The sequence below is a fragment of the Stenotrophomonas terrae genome, from assembly GCF_001431465.1.
GTDB classification, from domain to species: domain Bacteria; phylum Pseudomonadota; class Gammaproteobacteria; order Xanthomonadales; family Xanthomonadaceae; genus Stenotrophomonas; species Stenotrophomonas terrae.
Window position 1 is genome coordinate 1 of the sequence record NZ_LDJJ01000073.1, and the last position, 6,547, is coordinate 6,547.

Annotated in this window: 5 protein-coding genes; all 5 read left to right on the forward strand. The window is 65.2% G+C overall.

The features are described 5' to 3' along the window. The first annotated feature begins 189 nt into the window (after positions 1-189). The 5 genes from ABB27_RS17550 to hemF all read left to right on the forward strand — a co-directional run bounded on the left by ABB27_RS17550 (position 190) and on the right by hemF (position 6,399). The gene (locus tag ABB27_RS17550; protein ID WP_083491369.1) at positions 190-2,556 is read left to right on the forward strand and encodes a S9 family peptidase; all 2,367 of its coding nucleotides are present in this window, start codon (positions 190-192) and stop codon (positions 2,554-2,556) included. Between the two features lie 272 nt (positions 2,557-2,828). After that, on the forward strand, positions 2,829-3,260 hold the full coding sequence (locus ABB27_RS17555) for an NUDIX hydrolase (RefSeq protein ID WP_057630343.1): 432 nt from the start codon (positions 2,829-2,831) through the stop codon (positions 3,258-3,260). A gap of 40 nt (positions 3,261-3,300) precedes the next feature. Continuing rightward, positions 3,301-3,876: a hypothetical protein gene (locus tag ABB27_RS17560; RefSeq protein WP_057630345.1), complete on the forward strand. Its 576-nt coding sequence runs from the start codon at positions 3,301-3,303 to the stop codon at positions 3,874-3,876. Between the two features lie 17 nt (positions 3,877-3,893). Continuing rightward, positions 3,894-5,450, forward strand: a complete 1,557-nt coding sequence (locus ABB27_RS17565) for a hypothetical protein (protein WP_057630346.1) — start codon at positions 3,894-3,896, stop codon at positions 5,448-5,450. 46 nt (positions 5,451-5,496) lie between these two features. After that, positions 5,497-6,399 (forward strand): oxygen-dependent coproporphyrinogen oxidase, encoded by a 903-nt coding sequence (gene hemF, locus ABB27_RS17570; protein WP_057630348.1) that lies wholly within the window; start codon positions 5,497-5,499, stop codon positions 6,397-6,399. The last annotated feature ends 148 nt before the right edge of the window (positions 6,400-6,547 follow it).

Sequence of the window (6,547 nt, forward strand, 5' to 3'; positions counted from 1 at the left end):
CCCAACCCTCCCCTGCGCCTATGGCGCAAGGGAGGGAGCAGAGCCGCCCTCCGCGCACGTAGTACGGGACCACAAACATTGCCGATTCCGGCAGCTCAGCTGCCGAACCCTGCGCCCATGACCTGTGGCCCAGCCCGCCGCGCGGGCCTGCTGCTACCCTTGCCCGGTTCTCTTCACCGGTGCCGAATGATGCCCAAGCTGCTGCCCCTGTCCCTGCTGTTGTTGACCGCTTTCGGCAACGCCCATGCTGCGCCCACGCCGATCACCATCGAACAGGCGATGGCCGACCCGGACTGGATCGGGCCGCCGGTGGAGTCCGCCTGGTGGTCGTGGAACGGCCAGCAGGTCGAATACACGCTCAAGCGCCAGGGCAGTGCCGTGCGTGACAGCTTCCGCCTGCCGCTGGCCGGCGGGGTTGCGCAGCAGGTCGCCGATGACCAGCGCGGCACCCTCGACGCGGCTGATCGCGTCTATGACAGCAGCCGCCAGCGCATGGCCTTTGTCCGCAATGGCGACGTCTTCGTGCGCGACCTGCGCAACGGCAGCCTGACCCAGCTGACCCGCAGCAATGAACGCGCCAGCGGCGTCAATTTCGCCAGCGATGGCGGCGTGATCTGGGAAGTGGGCAACAACTGGTTCCATTGGAACCCGCGCACCAGCATCACCAGCCAGGTTGCCCAGCTCAAGGCCGACAAGAACCCGGCCGATGCACCCAAGGCCGACGTACTGCGCGACCAGCAGATGCGCACCCTGTCCACCCTGCGCAGCGACCGCGCCCAGCGCGATGAACTGCGCCAGCAGGGCGAGCGTTGGCGCCAGGCCGATCCGACCCGCGCACCGGCGCCGATCTTCCTCGGTGCCGACGTCGAGATTGTCGACAGCGCACTTTCGCCCGATGCCCGCCACCTGATCGTGGTGACCAAGCCCAAGGGCTACGACGAAGGCCGCGGCGGCAAGATGCCGCTGTACGTGACCGAATCCGGCTACGAAGAAGCCGAGGATACCCGCACCCGCGTTGGCCGCAACGATCCGGAACCGCATGCGTTCTGGTTGGCCGATGCCATCACCGGCAAGGTGGAAGCGTTGTCGCTGGACAACCTGCCCGGCATCGCTACCGATCCGTTGGCCGAGCTGCGCCGCAAGGCCGGCAAGGACGCGCTCAAGGGCAACCGTCCGCTGGAACTGATGAGCGACTTCATGGGTGGCGGCATCCGCTGGAATGCCGATGGCAGCCAGGCCGCACTGATGCTGCGTGCCAATGACAACAAGGACCGCTGGATCGCCACCACCAGCGCCGGCAGCGCGCGTCTGGAAAGCCGCCATCGGCTGACCGACGCCGGCTGGATCAACTGGGGTTTCAATGACTACGGCTGGATGCCGGATGGCCGCACCTTGTGGCTGCTGTCCGAAGAATCCGGTTATTCGCACCTGTACACGCAGAGTGGCAGCGCCAAGCCCAAGGCCATCACCTCGGGCAACTGGGAAACCTCGGCACCGGTGGTCAGCGCCGACGGCAACAGCTTCTACTTCGTCTGCAACCAGAAGTGGCCGGGCGATTACGAAGTGTGCAACGTCAACGCCAACGGCGGTGCCGTGCGCGAAGTGACCGCGCTCGATGGCGTGGAAGATTTCAGCCTGTCACCCGACGGCCAGCAGTTGCTGGTGCGTTACTCCGCACCGTACCTGCCCGCCCAGGTGGCCGTACTGCCGGTCAGCGGTGGCGAAGCGCGCAAGCTCACCGACACCCGCAGCGCCGAATTCAAGGCACGCGAGTGGGTGCAGCCGCAGATGGTGCAGGTGCCGTCCAAGCACGGCGCCGGCCACGTCTGGGCCAAGTACTACGGTCCGGAAAAGCTTGAAGCGGGCAAGCAGTACCCGATCGCCATGTTCGTGCACGGCGCCGGCTACCTGCAGAACGTGCATGCGCGTTATTCCAACTACTTCCGCGAGCAGATGTTCCACAACCTGCTGGTGCAGAAGGGTTACATCGTGCTGGACATGGATTACCGCGGCAGCGAAGGCTATGGCCGCAACTGGCGCACCGCCATCTACCGCAACATGGGCCATCCGGAGCTGGAAGACTACCTGGACGGCCTGGACTGGCTGATCGAGACCAAGCAGGGTGACCGCAGCAAGGCCGGCATCTACGGCGGTTCCTACGGCGGCTTCATGACCTACATGGCACTGTTCCGCTCGCCGGGCACGTTCAAGGCCGGCGCCGCGCTGCGCCCGGTCGGTGACTGGCACCAGTACAACCACGCCTACACCGCCAACATCCTCAACACGCCGGACATCGACCCGGAGGCCTACCGCATCTCCTCGCCGATCGAGTATGCCGCCGGCCTGCAGGACAACCTGCTGATCGCGCACGGCATGATGGACGACAACGTGTTCTTCCAGGACTCGATCAACATGAGCCAGAAGCTGATCGAGCTGCACAAGGACAACTGGTCGATCGCGCCCTACCCGCTGGAACGCCACGGCTACACCCGTGCTGATTCCTGGCTTGACCAGTACAAGCGCATCCTGAAGTTGTTCGAGCAGGAACTGAAGTAAGCATCGACAAGGGCGCCGCGAGGCGCCCTTGTTGTTTGTGGGCATGGTGGATGATTTTTGCGAACAGCGAAGAGCACCCCTTCCCAACCCTCCCCTTGGCTACGCCAAAGGGAGGGAGCGGCCTTGCCCCCTCCATTGCGCGTAGCGCAGGGGAGGGCTGGGGAGGGGTGCTCTTGATCTTGATCTTGATTTTTCCTTTGCCCTTGCTTCTACCCAACACCACCCAAGCCTCCAGTACCATTCCCATCACGGAGCCCTACCGCAGGAAGCACATGTCCACCGCTGAATCCCCCATCCGCATCGTCACCGCCGTCATCCTCGATCCGCAGCAACGCGTGCTGGTCGTGCGCAAGCACGGCTCGGATACCTTCATCCAGCCCGGCGGCAAGCGCGAGCCCGGCGAGGACGCGCTGCAGACCCTCGGCCGCGAGCTGCACGAAGAACTTGGCGTGCAGATCGACAGCAGCAAGGCAGTCGCGCTGGGCAGCTTCGAGGACGCCGCCGTCAACGAACCCGGCCGCCGCGTGCAGGGCGAATCCTTCCTGGTAAGCATCAACGGCAACCCGCAGGTGCAGGCCGAGATCGCCGAGCTGGCGTGGATCCCGCTACAGCCACCGCATGGCGTGAAGCTGGCGCCGCTGAGTGCGTTGCATGTATTGCCCGCAGCACGCGCCGCCCTTGCAGCCAGCGGCAACGCCCACTGAGGCCGAGCATGTTCCATCACCCTATTTCCAGCGAGTTACCGTGAGCCCGCCACAGCTTCCAGCTCCTCCCGCAGCCTCCGCAGCCGCATCGTTCATCGCTGTCACCGCCAAGCTGTCACTGGTGATGGCGGTCATGGCCATCGCCTGGAATCTGCTGCAGCTGTTGCTGGTCGGCCTGATGGGCCGCTTCGACGTAGTCGGCGTGCTGCAGAACGAAGGCCTGCCAGTGCCGCCAGCGTTTATCTGGCTGGACCAGCACGCGGTTTCGCTGAGCCTGTTGTGCCTGCTGCTGTCGATCATCTTCCTTGCCGTGTCCTGGGCCTTGCTCAAGCACCGCGAATGGGGCCGGATCGGCTTCATCGTCTTCCTGGTGCTGGTGGCCTTGGCCAACTTCGCCTTCCTGCCGCTGATCCACACCATGTTCGACAGCATGCAGGCCATGGTGCCGGCAGAGTTCCTCAATTCCCCGCAGGGCCTGGAAATGCGCCTGCAGCTGCGTATGGGCTTGTGGACCTCGTTGATCACCGGCACTGCCGCCGCGCTGGCATTGGCCGGTCTGCACGCCTGGTTGGTGGTCAAACTGTGCCGCCCCGACGTACGCGCCCTGTTTCGTTGAGTTACTCCGGAGTTTTCATGTCGTTCCAACGCTTACTGCCTGCACTGGCCAGCAGCTTGCTGGCCCTGGCCGCCCTGCCCGCCGCTGCCGCCACCTTGAGCTGCGGCAGCTATACCGCCGAAGAAGGTTCGGCCCGCTTCGTGATTGAGAGTAGCAGCCAGGCCTCGATGCGCTATGAAGGCCTGGCCCCCACCCGGTACGTGATCCGCCAGCAGGGCAGCACCCTGCATGCCGCCGACGTATCCAATGGTTTCAGCACCGAGTACAGCCTTAGCCGTGACGGCAAGCGCATCACCGGCAGCCTCGGCGATTACGTGCTGGATGCCAGCAGCAGCTGCAGCACCGCGCCCACGCCGCCCGCCAACAGCTGCCGTGCCAATATCGACAGCTGCATCGAAAACGCCAGTTCGGCGACGCCGCAGCAGCTGACACAGTGGTGCCAGGAAGACCTGCCCTTCGCCTGCGAGCGTCTGCTGTCCAGCTACCGCGACGAGGCCCAGGCCGCGCAACAGGCGGCAGCGCCTGACCCGGATCTGGAAGAGCCTGCCGTCTGCAAGGAAGGCAATCCGCAGTACAACGAAGCGGCCTGTATGGCAGCGGCCAAGGAAGTGTTGGGGATCGCCATGGCCAAGGCGCTGGCCGGTGCCTTGAGCAGTAACACGGTGGTCCTGACCGAGCCGCGTTTGAACGAACTGCTGCAGCTGTGCCGCAGCCACCCGGACGCGAACTTCTGCGGCAAGGTCGCCGATGCCCATTGGGACGCCGGGCGCTATCTGCCCGCGCGCGAAGCCCTGCAGCTGGCCTGCACCGCCGGCGCCGACGAGATGACCTGCAAGCGCGCACAGAACCTGGCCGCGCTGAGCGTTGCCGACCTAGATGTCGGCCCCGCCAGCAACCTGCCCTGCGGCGACTACAAGGCCAGCATCGGCCTGATGGATGAGCTCGGCTTTGGCAACGCAGGCCTGGTCACGATGGGCATGGGCAGCGAGCTGCGCGCACGCCTGCAGGATGGCGCCATCCATATCCGCCACGACAAGGGTGGCGACTTCGTACTCAAGGCGCTGCGCAACGGCGGCCTGCTCGGCATCGACGAGTGGAACCGCTACGCCGTCTACCAGCGTACCGGTGGCAGCAGCCAGTGCAGCGCACCCAAGGTATTTGCCGAACTGCCGTTGCCGCAGGACTGCCCGTTGGGCAACGACCCGCAGGCCTGCTGCGACAGTGGCAAATTGCAGGGCTGCAATGCCCTCGGCCACCGCCATTCACTGACCGGTGACTGGCAGGCCGCCGCGCCGTATTACCAGAAGCTGTGCCGGGCCGGCATCCGCGTCGGCTGCGAAAACCTGCGCACGGTCTACGAGAACACCGGCGATGAGGATATCCCCGGCAAGCTGCTGTCCGTCTGCAAGCGCGATGGCAAGGGCACGCATGTGGCCTGCGATGTATACGAGACCACTGACTGGGCAATGCTCGGCCTGGGCGCACAGCTGATGCGTGCCGCCGAAGACCTCGACAACGAGGAGCAGGCTGAAGCACCGGCAGCGCCCAGCAAAGGCAAGTCGCTGCGCAAGTAAGGCCTGGCGCGCAGGCCACGGCGGCGGCCTGCGCTACAGTACGCACATGAACGAATTCGACCGCGTACGCGATTATCTGACCGGCCTGCAGGACCGCATCTGCGCCGCCATCGAGCAGGCCGACGGCCAGGCCCGTTTCAACGAGGACCGCTGGCAGCGCGCCGAAGGTGGTGGTGGCCGCACCCGCATCCTGCGCGATGGCGCGGTGTTCGAGCAGGCCGGCATCGGCTTCTCGGACGTTGCCGGCACCCGCCTGCCGCCTTCCGCCTCGGCCAACCGCCCGGAGCTGGCAGGCGCGTCCTGGCGCGCCTGTGGCGTGTCGCTGGTGTTCCACCCCAACAACCCCTACCTGCCCACCACCCACGCCAACGTGCGCTACTTCCAAGCCGAGCTGGATGGCAGAACGGTGGCCGCCTGGTTTGGTGGCGGCTTCGACCTGACCCCGTTCTATCCGTTCGACGAGGACGTGCAGCATTGGCATACGATTGCCCGCGATCTGTGCGCGCCTTACGGCGCCGATCGCTATGCCGCGCACAAACGCTGGTGCGACGAGTACTTCTTCATCAAGCACCGCAACGAAACCCGCGGCGTTGGCGGCTTGTTCTTTGACGACCTGCACGGCGATTTTGAAAACGACTTCGCTTATATGCAGGCCGTTGGCGACGGCTTCCTGGACGCCTACCTGCCCATCGTCGAACGCCGCAAGGACACGCCGCACGGCGAGCGCGAACGCGAGTTCCAGCTGTACCGCCGTGGCCGTTACGTCGAGTTCAACCTGGTCTACGACCGTGGCACCTTGTTCGGCCTGCAGAGTGGCGGCCGCAGCGAGAGCATCCTGATGAGCCTGCCACCACGCGTGCGCTGGGAATATGGCTACCAGCCCGACACCGGCAGCGACGAAGCACGCCTGGCCGAATACCTGGTCCCAAGAGATTGGCTGGGCGCGTAACCCGGTAGTGCCGAGCCATGCTCGGCAGGGGCTTCACAAGCAGCATCGCAGGAGCGGCGTAAGCCGCGAAGCCGACAGCAATGAAATAGAAACGATGCCTGCAATCGGATGGACCACGGGCTTCGCGGCTGACGCCGCTCCTACAGAT

Coding starts and splice junctions, on each gene's coding strand:
- ABB27_RS17550 (WP_083491369.1), top strand. CDS start 190: ATGCCCAAGCTGCTGCCCCTGTCCCTGCTGTTGTTGACCGCTTTCGGC.
- ABB27_RS17555 (WP_057630343.1), top strand. CDS start 2,829: ATGTCCACCGCTGAATCCCCCATCCGCATCGTCACCGCCGTCATCCTC.
- ABB27_RS17565 (WP_057630346.1), top strand. CDS start 3,894: ATGTCGTTCCAACGCTTACTGCCTGCACTGGCCAGCAGCTTGCTGGCC.
- hemF (WP_057630348.1), top strand. CDS start 5,497: ATGAACGAATTCGACCGCGTACGCGATTATCTGACCGGCCTGCAGGAC.